11 protein-coding genes and 1 pseudogene are annotated in these 16024 nt (G+C 64.7%); 7 read left to right on the top strand and 5 right to left on the bottom strand.

Annotation, left to right across the window (positions count from 1 at the left end):
• The first annotated feature begins 41 nt into the window (after nt 1–41).
• The 4 genes from NZU74_07635 (at nt 42) to NZU74_07620 (ending at nt 4303) form a co-directional block, all read left to right on the top strand.
• Nucleotides 42–707: a recombination regulator RecX gene (locus NZU74_07635; protein ID MCS6881190.1), complete on the top strand. Its 666-nt coding sequence runs from the start codon at nt 42–44 to the stop codon at nt 705–707.
• Between the two features lie 62 nt (nt 708–769).
• Entirely contained in the window at nt 770–1438 is a 669-nt protein-coding gene (locus NZU74_07630) for an MBL fold metallo-hydrolase (protein ID MCS6881189.1), read from the top strand.
• Between the two features lie 410 nt (nt 1439–1848).
• Nucleotides 1849–3531 (top strand): CTP synthase, encoded by a 1683-nt coding sequence (locus NZU74_07625; GenBank protein MCS6881188.1) that lies wholly within the window; start codon nt 1849–1851, stop codon nt 3529–3531.
• 418 nt (nt 3532–3949) lie between these two features.
• On the top strand, nt 3950–4303 hold the full coding sequence (locus NZU74_07620) for a zinc-ribbon domain containing protein (GenBank protein ID MCS6881187.1): 354 nt from the start codon (nt 3950–3952) through the stop codon (nt 4301–4303).
• Nucleotides 4304–4367: 64 nt separating this feature from the next.
• Here NZU74_07620 and NZU74_07615 read toward each other — a convergent pair whose 3' ends face one another.
• From NZU74_07615 to uvrC, 4 genes are all read right to left on the bottom strand, one after another.
• Nucleotides 4368–5408 carry a sigma-70 family RNA polymerase sigma factor gene (locus NZU74_07615; protein MCS6881186.1) on the bottom strand — a complete coding sequence of 347 codons (1041 nt, stop codon included), beginning with the start codon at nt 5406–5408 and terminating at the stop codon, nt 4368–4370.
• A gap of 268 nt (nt 5409–5676) precedes the next feature.
• Complete coding sequence (locus tag NZU74_07610) at nt 5677–6588, bottom strand: pseudouridine-5'-phosphate glycosidase (GenBank protein ID MCS6881185.1); 912 nt, start codon at nt 6586–6588, stop codon at nt 5677–5679.
• Between the two features lie 124 nt (nt 6589–6712).
• A complete protein-coding gene (locus NZU74_07605; GenBank protein ID MCS6881184.1) occupies nt 6713–8320 on the bottom strand; it encodes a methylcrotonoyl-CoA carboxylase in 1608 nt (535 codons plus the stop codon).
• A gap of 98 nt (nt 8321–8418) precedes the next feature.
• Nucleotides 8419–10440: an excinuclease ABC subunit UvrC gene (gene uvrC, locus NZU74_07600; protein MCS6881183.1), complete on the bottom strand. Its 2022-nt coding sequence runs from the start codon at nt 10438–10440 to the stop codon at nt 8419–8421.
• 510 nt (nt 10441–10950) lie between these two features.
• Here uvrC and NZU74_07595 point away from each other — a divergent pair.
• From NZU74_07595 to NZU74_07585, 3 genes are all read left to right on the top strand, one after another.
• On the top strand, nt 10951–11925 hold the full coding sequence (locus NZU74_07595) for a metallophosphoesterase (GenBank protein MCS6881182.1): 975 nt from the start codon (nt 10951–10953) through the stop codon (nt 11923–11925).
• A 353-nt stretch (nt 11926–12278) separates the two neighbouring features.
• The gene (gene purB, locus NZU74_07590; GenBank protein MCS6881181.1) at nt 12279–13673 is read left to right on the top strand and encodes an adenylosuccinate lyase; all 1395 of its coding nucleotides are present in this window, start codon (nt 12279–12281) and stop codon (nt 13671–13673) included.
• Between the two features lie 324 nt (nt 13674–13997).
• A complete protein-coding gene (locus NZU74_07585) occupies nt 13998–14285 on the top strand; it encodes an HU family DNA-binding protein (protein ID MCS6881180.1) in 288 nt (95 codons plus the stop codon).
• A gap of 95 nt (nt 14286–14380) precedes the next feature.
• Here NZU74_07585 and NZU74_07580 read toward each other — a convergent pair.
• A pseudogene (locus NZU74_07580) lies at nt 14381–15706 on the bottom strand (FAD-dependent oxidoreductase).
• Between the last annotated feature and the right edge of the window lie 318 nt (nt 15707–16024).

Below are 16024 nucleotides of genomic sequence, written 5' to 3'. Positions count from 1 at the left end.
CGGGGAAGCCACGTTTCCCCGTTTTTTGCTTTGCACTGCCAATGCCAACGGGAACCATTACAGCCATCACCCCCCAGACCCGCGATAGCCGGCGGGTCAACATCTTTGTTGAAGGGCGGTTCGCCTTCGGCCTCAGCCTGGACGCTCTCGCCCGCGAGGGGTTGTACGTGGGGCAGCGCCTCGACGAGGGCGCCTGGGCGCGCCTGGAGACCCTCGTCGAAACTGAACGCGCCCTGAACGCCGCGCTGCGCCTGCTCGCTGCGCGCCCACGCTCCAGCGCCGAATTGCGCCAGCGTCTGCGCCGCAAGGGCTTCGGCGCCGTTGCAACAGCCCGGGTCCTCGAACGCCTGCGCGCTACCGGCATGCTCGATGACGTCGCCTTCAGCCGCTACCTGATCGAGAACCGCCAGCGCTTCCGCCCCCGTGGCCCCCGCGCCCTGCGCGCCGAACTGCGCCAGAAGGGATTAGATCGCGAGACCATTGAGGCGGCCATGGAAACCTACGGCGGCGACGCCGACGCGGAACACGCTCGCGCCCTCGCCGTCGCCCGCGCCGCCCTTCCGCGCTATGCCGGCGCGCCCGATCGCGCCACCTTCGACCGCCGCCTCGGCGGTTTGCTCCAACGCCGCGGCTTCAGCCTTGACACCATTCGCCCGATCCTTGCTATACTCTGGCGCGAACGAAACGCGCCGCCTCGCGATCCATAACCCGGCGTCCGCCGCCCTGCCGTTCCAATCACCAGTTGTGGACGTCTGGAAGGTGAAGAGTTATGCCTGACGTTCAATTTCTCGGCCATGCCTGCGTGCGTATCCGCGGTCGTGATGGTATCATTGTCTGTGATCCCTACAGCCGCGCGATCGGTCTTGACCTTGGACGGCCAACCGCCCATATTGTGACCGTGAGCCACGATCACCCGGATCACAACAACGTCGCCGGCGTCAGGCCGATGCGCGAGCGCCTGTTTGTGATCAACGGTCCCGGTGAGTACGAAGTGGGCGGCGTGCTGATCACCGGCGTTCGCACCTACCACGATCAGGTGAAAGGCGCCGAACGGGGGCCAAACACGGTCTATACGATCCATCTCGACGAGGTGGTCTTTTGCCACCTCGGCGATCTGGGTCACGAACTGAGCCAGGCGCAGATCGAGGAGATCGGCAGTGTGGATGTCCTGTTCATTCCCGTCGGGGGCGGCGAGACGATTACGCCCGCCGAGGCCTGCAACGTCATTGCCCAGCTCGAGCCGCGCATCGTGGTGCCGATCCACTTCGGCACAGGTCAACTCTCCTTTGAGTACGAGCTGGCGCCCCTCGAACGCTTCATCCACGAGATGGGCCTTAAAGACGTCGCGCCCGAAGAGAAATTGACCGTCACAGCGGCCGGTCTGCCAGCAGAGGGTGAAGAGACTCGCGTCGTCGTGCTTCGCCCGATCAAGGAGTGAACCATCTGTAAAAGCTCCGGCAAGGCGCGTTCATATCTAGTGATATTCGTCCCTGGTCATTCGCGACCTCAGCTTGCCGGAAGCGTCGTTGATGCAGCAGTACAACCCCAGGAACCGGACACGGAACAGTGAGGCGCTTCCAACGTCTGGACACGCCGTTTTCGGCAGGCTGAGCGGCGCAGCCCTATGGAACCCTGGGTCAAACCGAATGCGAACCGTTGTAGTGGGTCGGTGCAACCCTCCAGTTGACCGACCCTCTCAATTTTACGTCATACTTCCTGACCGGTTTCATTCGCGATGACCGACAATTCGGCGCAGGGGCGCTTTGCGGATGACAGTTTTCGATCACTCTGCGCCAGTGTCGAACCGGGGAACTACGGGGATTGTGAAGACAAGGAGCATCTGAAAGGATGGCGAAGTACATCTTTGTTACTGGTGGTGTAGTGTCATCGGTGGGCAAAGGGATCAGCGTCGCCTCGATCGGCAGGCTGCTCAAGAGTCGCGGCCTGCGCGTCTCGGTGCTGAAACTTGATCCCTACCTGAACGTCGATCCAGGGACAATGTCGCCCTATCAACACGGCGAAGTCTTTGTCACTGAAGACGGCGCTGAGACCGACCTCGATCTGGGTCACTATGAGCGCTTTATTGATGAGAATCTGACGCGGTTGAGCAATGTTACGACCGGCCAGATTTATTCGGCGGTCATCGCCAAGGAACGCCGCGGCGACTATCTGGGCGGCACCATCCAGGTGATTCCGCACATCACCGAAGAGATCAAGGCGCGGATCGTGGCCGTGGGCCGGCAGAGCAACGCCGACGTGGTGATCGTAGAGGTTGGCGGCACAGTGGGCGACATCGAAAGCCTGCCGTTTCTGGAGGCCATCCGGCAGATGCGCAAGGACGTGGGCCGTGACAACGTGCTCTACATTCACGTCACCCTGCTGCCCCACATCGGCGCGACCGGCGAACTGAAGACCAAGCCCACCCAGCACTCGGTGATGGCCCTGCGAAACGTGGGCATTACCGCCGATGTGATCATCTGTCGCGCTGATTACGCCATCTCCGACGAAATTCGCGACAAGGTCGCCTTTTTCACCGATGTCGACTCGCGCGCCGTCATCCCCCTTCAGACGGTCGACTCGATCTACGATGTGCCCCTGGTGCTGGAAACAGCCGGCCTGGGGGATTACCTCTGCAAGCAGCTTGGCTTGAACGCGCCGCCGCCCGATCTTAGCGCCTGGCAAGAACTGGTGCGGATGATCCGCCAGCCCAAGCGCGTGCTGCCGATCGCCCTAGTGGGCAAGTACGTGGAACTCAAAGACGCCTACATCAGCGTGGTCGAGGCCCTGCGGCACGCCGGTCTGCACCAGGAGCTCGACATTGACGTCCACTGGGTGTCTGCGGAACAGGTGGAGCGCGAAGGCCCCGACCGGCTGCTGAGCAAGGTGTATGGCATCGTCGTGCCCGGTGGTTTCGGCGACCGTGGCATCGAAGGCAAGATCCTCACTGCCGACTACGCCCGGCGTACCGGCACCCCCTACCTGGGTCTGTGCCTGGGCATGCAATGCGCCACCATCGCCTTCGCTCGCCACGTGCTCGGCACCCAGGATGTGAACAGCACTGAATTCGCTCCCCATTGCGCCCATCCGGTCATTGATCTGATGCCTGACCAGCGTGGTGTGACCAACAAGGGCGGTACAATGCGCCTGGGCACCTATCCCTGCCGGCTCGTGCCAGGCACGCGCGCCTATGCCGCCTATGGCAAGGAGCTGATCCACGAGCGCCACCGCCACCGCTTCGAGTTCAACAACCGCTACCGCGAAGTGCTGGAGGAGGCGGGGCTCGTCATCAGCGGCCTCTCGCCGGATCAACACCTGGTTGAGATCATTGAACTCCGCGAGCACCCCTGGTTTGTCGGCAGCCAGTTCCATCCGGAGTTTCTATCACGACCCAACCAGCCCCATCCGCTGTTCCGCGAGTTCATCGCCGCAGCCGCGCGCATCCAGCGGGCCAGCGAACCGCACCAGCTCCGCCTGGTGGACGCCAGTCCGTCCACGGCTGTGACAGCCTGGGCATCCATGGAACTCTCATAAGCGATGGCTGGCGCAACCACCGCGCGGCCCCCTGTACACCATCGTTCAGGGATGTGCAGAGGCATTATCCCTCTGCGATCGTGGGGTTGTGCCTGCGACGGCCAACCTGCGAGCCAGGCAAAGAGGCGCGGAGAGTCCAGACCTCCCCGCGCCTCGCTTACCGATGATGATCCTCCCCGACCGTCTCGCGGGAACCTTTCCATCCCCGCCAGTGAAAAACTTCTCGATTTGGCTTCAGAAAGCTGTGGAAGTCTTGCGTTACCCTGAAAAGTGTTTATAATATGTCGGCAATGGGACGGCTTAGGCGAACGCGATGGGCATAGCCACCCCGACACCCTTGGGTCCAAGGGCGAACCTGCTCGCTACCCCTGGCACGGACCAATCTTGGCAAAGGACCTTCGGCAAGGAGCGGCGAGCGATGAGCTTCGCGGACAAGACCATTACGTGTCGGGACTGTGGGATGGATTTTGTGTTCACGGCAGGCGAGCAGGAGTTTTACGCTTCAAAGGGGTTCGTCAACGAGCCGGTGCGCTGTCCTGCGTGCCGTCAGGCGCGCAAGGCTGCTCTAAACAACGGCGCCCTCCGGGATGAGCGTCCCGCCCGCAGCCCGATATCCGCTGGCGTCGCGCGCGAGCGGGTGAGCTACAAGACGATCTGCGCCAACTGCGGTCAGGAAACTACCGTGCCGTTTGTGCCAAGGGGCACTAAACCGGTGTACTGTAGTTCCTGTTTTGACGCCATGCGCAACAGTAGCGGCGGGGCGCGGTTCTGAGGTGAAGATTGATGAGGGGGGTGTGGTTACAAGACCACACCCCCCTCTCTCCTACGGTCTTACATCACTCCAGATAATCCCGTAGATGCTGGCCCACATCGGGACTGCGCAGCCGTCGCAGGGCTTCGGCCTCAATCTGCCGGGCGCGCTCGCGGGTCATCCCCAGAGCGCGACCAACTTCTTCCAGCGTGCGCCGGCGACCATCAACCAGGCCGTACCGCAGGTCAATGATCCGGCGCTCCCGCTCGTTCAGATGATCCAGCGCATTGGCCAGGTCGCGGCGAAGCAGTTGCGTCGAGGCGAACTCGGTCGGTGAGGGGATCTCCTCATCGGTCAGAAAATCGCCCAGCGTGTGCTCACCTTCATCACCGACCGGCGTCTCCAGAGACACGGGCCGGCGCGCGGCCTCCAGTACGCGCTGGATGCGATCAACCGGCTGCCCCAGGGCAACGGCGATCTCTTCCGCCGTGGGTTGCCGCTCCAGCGACTGCGCCAGTCGCTCGGAGACGCGCTTCACCTGGCCAACCGACTCGCTCATATGCACGGGCAGGCGGATCGTCCGGCCGTGCTCGGCAATCGAGCGCGTCACGGCCTGGCGGATCCACCAGGTGGCGTAAGTGCTGAAGCGATTACCCTTGCGATAATCGAACTTCTCCACCGCGCGCATCAGGCCGATGTTGCCTTCCTGGATCAGATCCAGGAGCGACAACCCGCGCCCGACGTACTTCTTCGCAATGCTGACCACCAGGCGCAGATTGGCCTGGATCAGGTGACGGCGCGCCTCCTGACCGAGCTGCACATCCTGCTCCAGGGCGCGGCGCACCTCCGGCGGCAGATCCGGGTCGTTCAGCCGCTCCTCGGCCAGATTGCCGCGCTCGATCCGCTCGGCCAGTTCCACCTCTTCGCTCGCCGTCAGCAATGAAACGCGACCGATTTCCTGCAAATAATGCTGTACAGGGTCGAGGGCCGGCTCAGTGCCACGGGACTGCTCGGGAAGGTCGTGGCTCAGGTCCTCGAGTTCTTCGATAATACGCTCCGCCTCGGGATCCTGTGCCATAGCCTGTGCATCAGTCAGTTCCCAGATGGATGTTGTCCGCTTGAGCATCAATCCGTGCTCCTCGCCTAGAGTTAAAAAGACAGAATACAACTCCCCCTCATGGGCAGGAGTGGCGTTATCACAGCCCTTCTTTACTTGCACTCAACGGGTCGGGGTTAAGCGCGTGCGGATTTTATTGAGGGTACGTTCCAACAGCCATCATTACGATGGCTGCGATGCCCAGTATAGTTGCGAAATCATAACTTGTCAAGAGTTTTTTTACCGAAATTTTGCGCACGGGCCGGGGAGAATCATCCGCTCGCAGAGACAGGCAGGGCTAGACGGCCAGAGCGCGGGCGATCTGGGCGGCGACGCGGGCATTCTGGCGCAGCAGGGCGACGTTGACGGCGATGCTTTCACCGCGGGTCTCTTCAGCTACCGCGGCCAGCAGAAAGGGGGTCACCGCCGGGCCGCGCACCCCGGCAGCCGCGGCTCGGGCCAGGGCGCGGCCGATAGCGGCCTCCACCGTGGCGGCGGGGAGCGCGACGTCATCGGGCGGCGGCACGCATAGCAGCATCCCGCCCGGAGCGGCCACGGCTGAATGCAAACGTTGGGCAGTCCAGAGGGTGGCGACTTCCTCGGGCCGGTCGGCGCGCATCGGCAGGGGCAGCCCGCTGCTCCGGCTGTAGAACGCGGGAAACTCGGCGACGCCATAGCCCACGACCGGCACGCCCAGGGTCTCCAGATACTCCAGCGTGGCAGGCAGATCGAGAATGGCCTTGGCCCCGGCGCACACCACCAGCACCGGGGTGCGGGCCAGTTCAATGAGATCCGCGGATACGTCCCAGGAGCGGGCGGCGTCGCGATGTACGCCGCCGATGCCGCCGGTGGCGAAAACGGCAATACCCGCGGCGGCGGCCAGGGCCATGGTCGCAGCAACAGTGGTGGCGCCATCAGCGCCCTGGGCGATGCATGCCGCCAGGTCGCGGCGCGAGAGTTTTCGCACCGCCGCTCCGCGTGTGGCGAAGCGCTCCAGATCCGCTTCTTCCAGGCCGACAGTCGGCGTGCCGCCCACCACGCCGATCGTCGCCGGAACCGCGCCCGCCGCGCGCACCTCGGCTTCCAACGCCCGGGCAATCGCCAGATTTTCCGGGTACGGCAGGCCGTGGCTGATCAGGGTGCTTTCCAGCGCTACGACCGCCCGGCCCTCATCAACTGCAGTGGCTACTTCTTCGGAGAGTCGGAGCATAGTGATAACCTTCCGGACAACAAAGGCGGCACAAAGGGCGTTCTTGAGAGGGCTTCGCCCTCCCGGGCAGGCCCGCCCGCGCTCTCCCGTGCAGGACCTCCGTACATCGCACAATCGCCAGCGGTCACATGCGAAACACGCCGAACTTTGTTTCCTGAGGCGGGGCGTTGCCGGCGGCGGCCAGACCGAGGGCCAGGGCCTTGCGCGTATCGGTGGGCACGAGGATGCCATCGTCCCACAGGCGCGCGGTGGAGTAGTAGGGGCTGCCCTCGCGCTCGTACTTCTCAAGAATGGGCGCCTTGAAGGCCTCCTGCTCTTCGGGGGTCATGTCGCGGCCCTGGGCGAGCAGGTTATCGCGCCGCACGGTAAGCAGCACGTTGGCCGCCTGCTGGCCCCCCATCACGCTGATACGGGCGTTGGGCCACATCCAGAGCAGCCGCGGCTGATAGGCGCGCCCGCACATGCCGTAGTTCCCGGCGCCAAACGATCCTCCCACCACCACGGTAAACTTCGGCACGGCGGCGCAACTCACTGCGGTGACGAGCTTGGCGCCGTCTTTGGCAATCCCGGCATTTTCATACTGCTTGCCGACCATAAAGCCGGTAATGTTTTGTAGGAAGAGCAGCGGAATGCCCCGCGCCGCGCAGAGTTCGATGAAGTGCGCCCCCTTCAGCGCGCTCTCGCTGAAGAGGATGCCGTTGTTAGCCAGAATGCCCACAGGGATGCCCTCGATGTGGGCGAAGCCGCAGACCAGGGTCGTGCCGTAGCGCGTCTTAAACTCGTGGAGCCGGCTGCCGTCCACCAGGCGGGCGATCACCTCGCGAATATCGTAGCTCTTGCGCGTGTCGCGGGGAATGATGCCATACAACTCCTCCGGGTCGTAGCGTGGCGGTTCGGGGGCCTGCACCTCCCAGGGCGGGCGGCGGCGGGGGCCGAGGTTGGCGACGATGTCGCGGATGATCCCGATGGCCTCGCGGTCATTCTCGGCGAAATGGTCAGCCACGCCGGAGAGGCGCGTATGCACGTCGGCGCCGCCCAGCTCTTCGGCGCTGACCTCTTCGCCGGTGGCGGCCTTAACCAGCGGCGGCCCGCCAAGAAAGATCGTGCCCGTGCCCTTGACGATCACCACCTCGTCGCTCATGGCCGGCACGTAGGCCCCACCGGCGGTGCAGGAGCCCATCACCGCAGCGATCTGCGGGATGCCCCGCGCCGACATCTGGGCCTGGTTGTAGAAGATGCGCCCGAAGTGGTCGCGGTCGGGAAACACCTCGGCCTGAAGCGGCAGAAAGGCCCCGCCGCTGTCCACCAGGTAAATGCAGGGCAGATGGTTCTCCTGGGCGATCTCCTGGGCGCGCAGGTGCTTTTTGACCGTGAGCGGGTAGTAGGTGCCGCCCTTGACCGTGGCGTCGTTGGCGATAATGACGCACTCGCGACCGCTCACCCGCCCGATGCCGGTGACGATCCCCGCGCCGGGCACGTCGTCGTCATAGACGTGATAGGCGGCCAGAGGGCTGAGTTCCAGAAAGGCCGTGCCTTCATCGAGCAGCAAATCAATCCGCTCGCGGACGAGCAACTTGCCGCGGGCGACGTGCTTCTGGCGCGCGTCGGGGCTGCCCCCGTGCGAGGCGGCGAGCACGCGACCGCGCAACTCATCGGCGAGGGCGCGGTGGTAGACGGCGTTGGCTTTGAACTCTTCGCTCTGCGGGTTGATGTGGGAATGAATGACTGTCATAGGGAACTCTGGCGCTAAACAGGGCCATCTCCGGGAGACTTTGCTTTCCTATCTGGAGGCAGGCGGGGCAACCCTCCAGCCTGCCCCGACCCCCATCGTCAGCCCAACAACCCCTTGATCATCTCGGCAGCCTTGCGGTTCATTCCCGGCACGGCGGCCAGTTCCTCCACACTGGCCCGGCGGATGCCGTCGAGGGAGCCGAAGGCTTGCAGGAGGGCCTTCTTGCGCCGGGGGCCGATGCCGGGGATCTCCTCCAGGGCCGAGGTGAGGGCGGCCTTGCCGCGAACCTTGCGATGGTAGGCGATGGCAAAGCGATGGGCCTCCTCGTCAATACGCCGCACCAGGTGCAGCGCGGGGCTCGAACGTTCGAGCGCCAGCGCCTCGGGCCGGTCAGGGCGCACCAGGTCGAAACGGTCGCGGTCGGGGCCCTTGGCCACGCCGATGACCGGGATCTGCTCGAAGCCTGCCTCGCGCAGCGCCGCCAGCGCCGCGTTGACCTGGGCGCGCCCGCCGTCAATCAGCACCAGGTCGGGCAGATCGGCCCAGGCGGAGGGCGGCGGCAGATGAGCCTCTGGCGCGCCGGCCTCGAGCAACGGCGCCTCTTCCGGCATGCGCTCCTCGCCTTCCCGGTCCTTGGCGCCGGGCGCGCCAGGAGCGGGTGACAAAGCCTGCGACGGTTCTTCGGCTAACGTGCTCTCGCTCGCAGCGCGGCGAAAGCGGCGGTCCAGCACCTCGCGCAACGCGGCGACATCATTGGCGCCCTCGACCGTCTTGATGCGGAAGCGGCGGTAGGCCGAAGGTTTCGGCTCGCCGTGCTCGAAGACAACCATACTGGCGACCGTATGCTGGCCCTGGATGGTCGAGACATCGTAGCACTCGATGCGCCGGGGAAGAGCGGGCAGAGCGAGCAGGTCGCGCAGGGCGCTGAGACCGGCAACGGCCCGCTGTTCGGAATTGAGCCACTGCTGGCGCAACTCGGCGAGCTTCTGGCGGGCATTGGTGGCGGCCAGCTCGACCAGTTCCCGCTTCTGGCCGCGCCGGGGCACGGCGATCTCCACCCTGTGGCCCGACTTCTGAGCCAGCCAGGAGGCGATGATCATCGGCTCTTCGATATGTTCGGCCAGCAGCAGGGTGGGCGGCACGGTCGGGGCGCGGTCGTAGAACTGGGTAATGAACGAACTCAGCAGCGCGGCGTCGCTCTCGTCCTCGGCGCCCTGGAGGGTGAACGGCTCGGCGTTGACCAGCTTGCCGCCGCGGATAAACAGCACCTGCACCACCGCGGAGCCGTCCTCGCGGGCGAAGGCGATCACGTCCTGGTCCTCGTCCACCGTGCGCAACACCTGCTGGCGCTCGGAGATGCGCTCGATGGCCGTGATCCGGTCGCGGAGATAGGCCGCCCGTTCAAAGTTCAGCGCCTCGGCGGCAGCCTCCATGTCGCGGCGAATCTCACGCACGATCTGTTCGGTACGGCCCTCAAGGAACCGGCAGACGGCGGTAATAGTCGCCCGGTACTCTTCTTGCGAGACCAGACCGGGCACGCAGGGGCCAAGGCAGCGCCGCATCTGATAATAGAGGCAGGGCTTGCCCAGCTTGCGGTGGCGATTGAACTTGTCGTCCTTGCACTCATAGGGCGGGCGAAAGGCGAAGAGCCGGTTGAGCAGATCGAGGGTCTTGTAGACCGACGCAGCGCTGGCGTAGGGACCGAAGTAGCGCGACCCATCCTCGAGCACCGTGCGGGTGGGAAAAACGCGCGGCCAGTCCTCCTGGAGCGTCACTTTAATGTAAGGATAGCTCTTGTCGTCCTTGAGCAAAATGTTGTAGCGGGGCCGGTGCTGCTTGATCAGGTTCATCTCCAGCAGCAGGGCCTCCAGTTCGCTCTGGGTCACCACGATGTCAAAATCGGCGATGTGGCTGACGAGGCGGCGCGTTTTGGCGTTGAGACCACGCGGCGAGCCGAAATAGGAGCGCATCCGCTCGCGCAGGCGCTTGCTCTTGCCCACGTAGAGCAACGTTCCCGCCGCGTCTTTCCAGAGGTACACGCCCGGAGCGTCGGGTACGCGCTTCAGCCGCTCCTCGAAGGCCACGGGGTCAGCGATCGAGGTGTATGCAAAATCGGGCATAGTTCAATGAATAATCACGATCTGGAAAAACATATGTTCCTTGGGCCATCAGCGCGTTACCCGGATGGCCGGGAAGGAGCGCTGGTCGAGAGGGCGCCGCCTTCGCAGCTCCTTCCATCGAAGAATGCGCCAGATGGGCCGTCTATCCGGAAAGCGCCGAACCTATACGATTACCGCATTGTACCCGCAGGGGTGAGAGGCGTCAAAGGACGCCGTGGCGCCGAACCAGGTTGATGCAATATCTCCGGGGCGGTGCCAGGCCCTCGCCGGAGACGAGGTGTGCAGAGCCGAAACCAGGCATACCCCGGCGATGTGAGGTTTCCGGGAGCGGCATTTCATCGGTTCTTCATCTCCATCGCGTATACTGTGGCTCGCGTGGCGGAGCCTTCTGCAGGCAGGCGTGCGTGGCAACCTGGTTTCTCGTCCTAACAACGGGTTCTGTGAGATGGCACACCTCCCGATCCTTTCCCTGTGACGCCTGGTTTCACATCAGAGAGCAGATCCAGAACAATGGCAATAACGACACAGCGATTTCGACCACAGCGTGAGGGACGGCGTTTTGATCCCAGTCCGGGGCAGGTGCGGTATTCCGAGCGCTGGATCGGCGCGGCGGCGAGCGGCAGCGCGCTGGCCGTCCTGGCGCTGGTCGCCGGCGGCGCGCCAGCCGCGGCGGCGCTGGGCCTGCTCGGAGCGACGGGGGCGGCCTACGTCTTCTGGCACGAGCCGCGCCAGCCGAGGCTGGAACAGGTAACGCTCCGCCTGCCCCGGCTGCCGCTGGCACTCGACGGGCTGCGCATCGGCCAGTTGAGCGATCTGCACCTGGGGCTGCCGTACACCGCGGACAACGCCCGCTGGGCCGTTGAGCGCCTGGTGGCCGAACAACCCGATCTGCTGGTAATGACCGGCGACTTCGTGAGCTTCGAGCGCGCTATCCCCGAGTTGCCGGAAGTCCTGGCGCCATTGAAGTCCTGGCGCCCGCGGCTGGGCATCTTCGCCGTGCCGGGCAATCACGACTACTGGGAGGGTTTCCCGGCCATCCAGCGGACGCTTGCCCCGCTGGGGGTCGAGTTTCTCCTCAACAGCCACCGGCGACTGCGCGACGGCGAGGCCGAACTGGTGCTCGCCGGCGTTGACGATATGTGGGACAGCGCCCATGACCTGGCGGCCACGCTCGATGGCGCGCCTGAAGGCGTCTTCACGGTGCTCCTGTCGCACTGTCCTGACCTGGCCGACGAAGCGGCCGCTCGTGGCGTGCATCTGCAACTTTCCGGGCACACCCACGGGGGGCACGTCTACCTGCCGCTTCTCGGATCGTTCTGCCTGCCGCGCCATGGCTGGCGCTATCCTATTGGCCATCTGACCATCGGCGCGCTACAGCTCTACGTCAGCCGGGGCATCGGCGGCCTGCCATTCCGCCTCGGCTGTCCCCCTGAGGTGACGATTCTCACCCTGAGGCGTGCTTCAGAGGCCGGTAGTACAGCCTGACCATAGCGCCGCACCATCAGTAGTCTATAAACAAAGTCTTTCGCTAAACTCCCACCCCACTCCCCAACCCTCCCCCGCCGGGGGAGGAAGGCCGGCTCCTCCCCCCAACGGGAGGGAGGTTGGGAGGGGGGTGGAAATGCCAGGAAGCTTACTTGACAGACTAATCAGTCCCTCCCGGAACCTCCCTACAGCCAGGGGGATGGGGAAAGCGAGTTTCCCCATTCTACGGCTCTCCTCTTGCAACCGCAGCAACGCCAACCCCACCCGAAAGGTTGTATCATGAGAAGCAATGCAACCTGATGTAACCACGCGCCTCGCGCAGCAGGGACCGGGAGGGCAAAAAGGATAGCACTATGACCGATGACGTGACCCGGCTTGCCGCCCTTTGCCCGCTGGATGGGCGGTACCGCGGCGATGTGGGCCATCTGGCGGCGTATTTCAGTGAAGCAGCGCTGTTCCGTTACCGTGTACGCGTGGAGGTTGAGTATCTGATCTTCCTTTCACGCGCTCCCAGCGTTGGCTTCGTAGCCCCCCTCGACGCGCAGCAGCAGGCCCAACTGCGGCAGTTGTATCGCCAGTTTAGCGACGCCGACGCGCTGGCCATCGCCGCATGGGATCGCCGGGTCAACCATGATGTCAAAGCGGTCGAATACTGGCTGCGCGAACAACTCGACCGACTGGGTCTGGAGCGCTGGAAGGAGGCGGTGCACTTCGCCCTGACCTCGGAGGACGTGAACAATCTGGCCTACGGCCTGCTGGTGCGCGAGGCCCGCGACGCAGCGATTCTGCCGCCCCTCAGCCGTCTGCTCGAGCGGTTGCGCGAGCTGGCCGACGTCGAGGCAGCCACGCCGATGCTGGCCCGCACCCACGGTCAGGCCGCCACGCCGACGACGTTCGGCAAAGAGATGAACGTCTTCTTTATGCGACTGCGTCGGGCCTTCGAGGCAGTGCGCGACGTTCGGCTGACCGGCAAGCTCAATGGCGCCACCGGCACCTTCGCCGCCCATGCTGTCGCCCTGCCAGAAGTAGACTGGATCACCTTCTCGCGCGCCTTTGTCCGCCTCCTGGAGCTGGAGCCGGTGTTGCTCACCACGCAGATCGAGCCCCACGACAGCCTGGCCACCCTCTGCGACGCGCTCAAGCGCGTCAACGTGATCCTGGTGGATCTGTGCCAGGACATCTGGCGCTACATCAGCGACGGCTATCTGGCCCAGCGACCTGCTCCCGGCGAGGTCGGTTCCTCAACTATGCCGCACAAGATTAACCCGATTGATTTTGAGAACGCCGAGGGCAACCTGGGGCTGGCGATCGCCCTGCTGGAGCACATGAGCCGCAAGCTGCCCGTGTCGCGCCTGCAACGGGATCTATCGGACAGCACGGTGCTGCGCAACCTGGGCACGGCCTTTGGCTACAGCCTGCTGGGTTGCCAGCGCGTGCTGCGCGGACTGGACAAACTGGCGGTGCGCCGGGAGCGACTGCGCGCCGACCTGGAAGCGCATCCCGAAGTGCTGGCCGAAGCGATCCAGACCATTCTGCGGCGCGAAGGCTACCCCGAAGCCTACGAAACGCTCAAAACCCTGACCCGCGGGCGCGATCTGACCCTGGAGGGGCTGCGGCAGTTCGTCGAGACGCTCGACGTGCGCGAGGAGGTCAGGGCGGAACTGCTGGCGCTGCGACCGGAGAACTATACCGGCCTTGCGGCCGATCTGGCGCGCCTGCGCGACGACCGGACTGCGGGGGGCTGGTGACCCTGTTCCTGGCTCGGATGGAGGAGCGTGGAGAAACCGGGTTGCCCCTCGCCCCGCCTCGGGCGATGGTCTGGGAGGCCTGGGCGCTTCCAGAAGCTCTTCTCATCCTTCGGGCAACGGAACTGGCCAGGTGCAGCGTCCGGCCCGGATAAACACAAATGTTTCGATATTCCATGGCTTTCTGATGTGCTAAAACCGAGTTGGAAAGTCTGAAGGGGCAAATACCGCGTTAGAATGCGTCAAAGGTATTGACAGGTGCGGTATACTGCTTCACAAAGGCATATAGTGCATATGCTGATCCTTGCTTGGAGGAGGTCTGCACCAATGCAGAAGACCGACTTTATCAAGGCCGTGGCGGAGCGAGCGGGCGTGTCGCAGAAAGAGACCAAGCTCGTGGTTGACTCGGCGCTCGAAGTGATCACCGAGGCTCTGGCGCGGGGCGAAAAGGTGACCCTGACCGGCTTCGGGACGTTCGAGGTCCGCTCGCGGCAGGCGCGAGAAGGCGTGAATCCGCAGACGCGGGACAAGATCCAGATCCCCGCCACGAAGACGCCTGGCTTCAGCGCGAGCAGCACACTCAAAGAAGCCGTCAAGGGGTCGCAGGCCAGTTGAGTGCTTCTGCGGCACGACGGCGCCAGGAGCCGAAGAAGAGGGGGAGGGTCAGGAAGTGCTGCGTCCTCCCCAACTCTTCGGCTTTTGTTATTGACTTATCCGCCGCGGAGATGGTCGAGCAGCCGTTCTGCGGCACGCTCACCGCTCACGATGGCGCCCTCGATGAACGGCCCGCCAAGATAATCGCCGGCAAAGGCGAGCGCGGGCAACTCGATCGCCCCGGAGGCGAAAGCCCGCAGCCGGTGGAAATGCCCCACGGCGAACTCGGGCAGGGCCTCGTCGCAGCGGTAGAGGCGCTGACAGACGCTCCGAGGCGCCGGATCGAAGCCCGGAGCGAGACGCCGCAATTCGGCGAGCATGAGGCAGGCCAGCGTATCATCGGCGCACTCGCGTAACGCGGCGGCGGCCCGGCCGCTCAGCCGCAGGCAGATCACATCGCGGTCGGGAGGGGCGAAGGCCGGATCCTTGACCGTCGGCAGCGTGGCGGCGGCGAGAAACGGGGTTTCGCGGCGAGGAAAGAACATGCCGTAGGTGTGGCGCGGGAAATGATCACGAACGACTACAGCCAGCAGAGTGGTGGTAGAATAGGTGACTGCGGAGAAGAACGCGCGCTGGCGGTCGTCGAGCCAGGGGAGCAGGCGCGGCACGGTGCTGGCGGTCGTGGCGATGATCACCCCATCGGTGGCCAGGGAGAACGGGGTGTCACCCACGCGCCCGTAGACGGTGTAGCCCGCGCCAGGGTCAGGTATTATCGTCTCGACTTCAACCCCGGTGTGCAGATCCTGGCCCGCGGCCAGAGCCGCCGGCAGTTGTCCCAGGCCCTCGCGCAGGGTGTAGAGACGCATACCAGCGGGACGGCTGAGGCCGGCGCGCAATGCCAGGAAGAGCAAGGCCCGCGAGGTGCGCTCCGGCGCCCAGTAAAAGATCCCCGAAAGCGGCGGCTGGAGCACGTACTCCAGGACTTCTTCGGAGAGATGCGCGCGGGCATACTCGGCCACGGAGCGATCATCGAGGGCATAGGCCTTGTGGAAGGCATGAGTGTCAAGCTGCGAGCGATGGCGCGCCAGTGCGCCGACCAGGTAGGATAGCGCGACTTTGTGGCGCGGGCCGACCAGGGGCGTGAGCGCGGCGGCAACACCAGGCCAGAGGGGGTAGAGACGGCCCGCGCGGAGCGTGGCAGCGCTGCGTGGAATACGGCGGAGTTCCCCCGCCAGACCCAGTTCGCGCACCAGTTCCAGCGTGCGGGTATAAAAATCGGCCAGGAACTCGGCCCCCAGCTCGACGCGACAACCCTCGATCAGCAGCGTCTGCACGCGGCCCCCGGGCGCCGGCGCCCGTTCCAGCATCGTCACCTGCGCTCCGGCTAAACGCAGACGTCGCGCCGCAGCCAGGCCGGCAACCCCGGCGCCGATCACTACTACCCTCCGCCCGAATATGGTCATGGTTGTACGCAAGCTGTAGCATGCTTCGCCGAAGGCCGTTCCCGGCGCCGGTGCGGCGTATCATAGCACACGGCAGCGGTGGAGCGTGGTTCAGTCTCCAGGCCGATGCCCACAGTTGCACGGACTGCTACTCTGGACGGAGTATTCGACCGCGAGAAGGGCAAAGGTGTTCGATGAACCGTGATCAGTCGCGATCCGTCGCCTCCGTTCGCGCAGGCGCGCCCCCGGACCCCTGATTGCCGCCCCATGGCCGGTTAATCCCGTGATGGCCGCGGCAGACCTGATACGACAGGGAAA

This window comes from Chloroflexaceae bacterium, from assembly GCA_025057155.1.
Lineage (GTDB): Bacteria > Chloroflexota > Chloroflexia > Chloroflexales > Chloroflexaceae > JACAEO01.
The sequence above is the reverse complement of the archived record's forward strand: the minus strand, read 5'-3'. Positions and strand labels throughout refer to the sequence as shown.

What these genes read in the sequence shown, in the direction of transcription:
- uvrC (MCS6881183.1), bottom strand. Translation starts at nt 10,440, where the DNA reads ATGCCCGATTTTGCATACACCTCGATCGCTGACCCCGTGGCCTTCGAG.
- NZU74_07595 (MCS6881182.1), top strand. Translation starts at nt 10,951, where the DNA reads ATGGCAATAACGACACAGCGATTTCGACCACAGCGTGAGGGACGGCGT.
- NZU74_07625 (MCS6881188.1), top strand. Translation starts at nt 1,849, where the DNA reads ATGGCGAAGTACATCTTTGTTACTGGTGGTGTAGTGTCATCGGTGGGC.
- NZU74_07635 (MCS6881190.1), top strand. Translation starts at nt 42, where the DNA reads ATGCCAACGGGAACCATTACAGCCATCACCCCCCAGACCCGCGATAGC.
- purB (MCS6881181.1), top strand. Translation starts at nt 12,279, where the DNA reads ATGACCGATGACGTGACCCGGCTTGCCGCCCTTTGCCCGCTGGATGGG.
- NZU74_07605 (MCS6881184.1), bottom strand. Translation starts at nt 8,320, where the DNA reads ATGACAGTCATTCATTCCCACATCAACCCGCAGAGCGAAGAGTTCAAA.
- NZU74_07585 (MCS6881180.1), top strand. Translation starts at nt 13,998, where the DNA reads ATGCAGAAGACCGACTTTATCAAGGCCGTGGCGGAGCGAGCGGGCGTG.
- NZU74_07615 (MCS6881186.1), bottom strand. Translation starts at nt 5,408, where the DNA reads ATGCTCAAGCGGACAACATCCATCTGGGAACTGACTGATGCACAGGCT.
- NZU74_07610 (MCS6881185.1), bottom strand. Translation starts at nt 6,588, where the DNA reads ATGCTCCGACTCTCCGAAGAAGTAGCCACTGCAGTTGATGAGGGCCGG.
- NZU74_07620 (MCS6881187.1), top strand. Translation starts at nt 3,950, where the DNA reads ATGAGCTTCGCGGACAAGACCATTACGTGTCGGGACTGTGGGATGGAT.
- NZU74_07630 (MCS6881189.1), top strand. Translation starts at nt 770, where the DNA reads ATGCCTGACGTTCAATTTCTCGGCCATGCCTGCGTGCGTATCCGCGGT.